Source organism: Citrobacter sp. TBCS-14, from assembly GCF_005280805.1.
In the GTDB taxonomy this organism is placed as follows: domain Bacteria; phylum Pseudomonadota; class Gammaproteobacteria; order Enterobacterales; family Enterobacteriaceae; genus Citrobacter; species Citrobacter gillenii.
On sequence record NZ_SZWM01001249.1, the window covers coordinates 1 to 201 of the forward strand.

The following is a 201-nucleotide window of genomic DNA, read 5'->3' on the forward strand; positions in this document are numbered from 1 at the left end:
TCATCATCTGGATCTGTACCGGGACCGCAACCCCCAATAGCCCCAGAGAGACAATGGAAATAAAACGGGCGAGGAAGACGGCGCGAAATGCAGGATGGGTCTTTAACAGGCTGAGATTAAGCAGCCAGGATTGTCGATTCATTACAGAGCCTTACCAGGTACTTTTTCAATATCCATTCAATGGCTGCACATGCTAACATA

The 201-nt window shown here is 47.8% G+C and carries 1 pseudogene; it reads right to left on the reverse strand.

Features of this window, described 5'->3' with window-relative positions:
* Positions 1-142: pseudogene (locus tag FDX22_RS30325) on the reverse strand (MFS transporter); the annotation flags it as partial.
* Between the last annotated feature and the right edge of the window lie 59 nt (positions 143-201).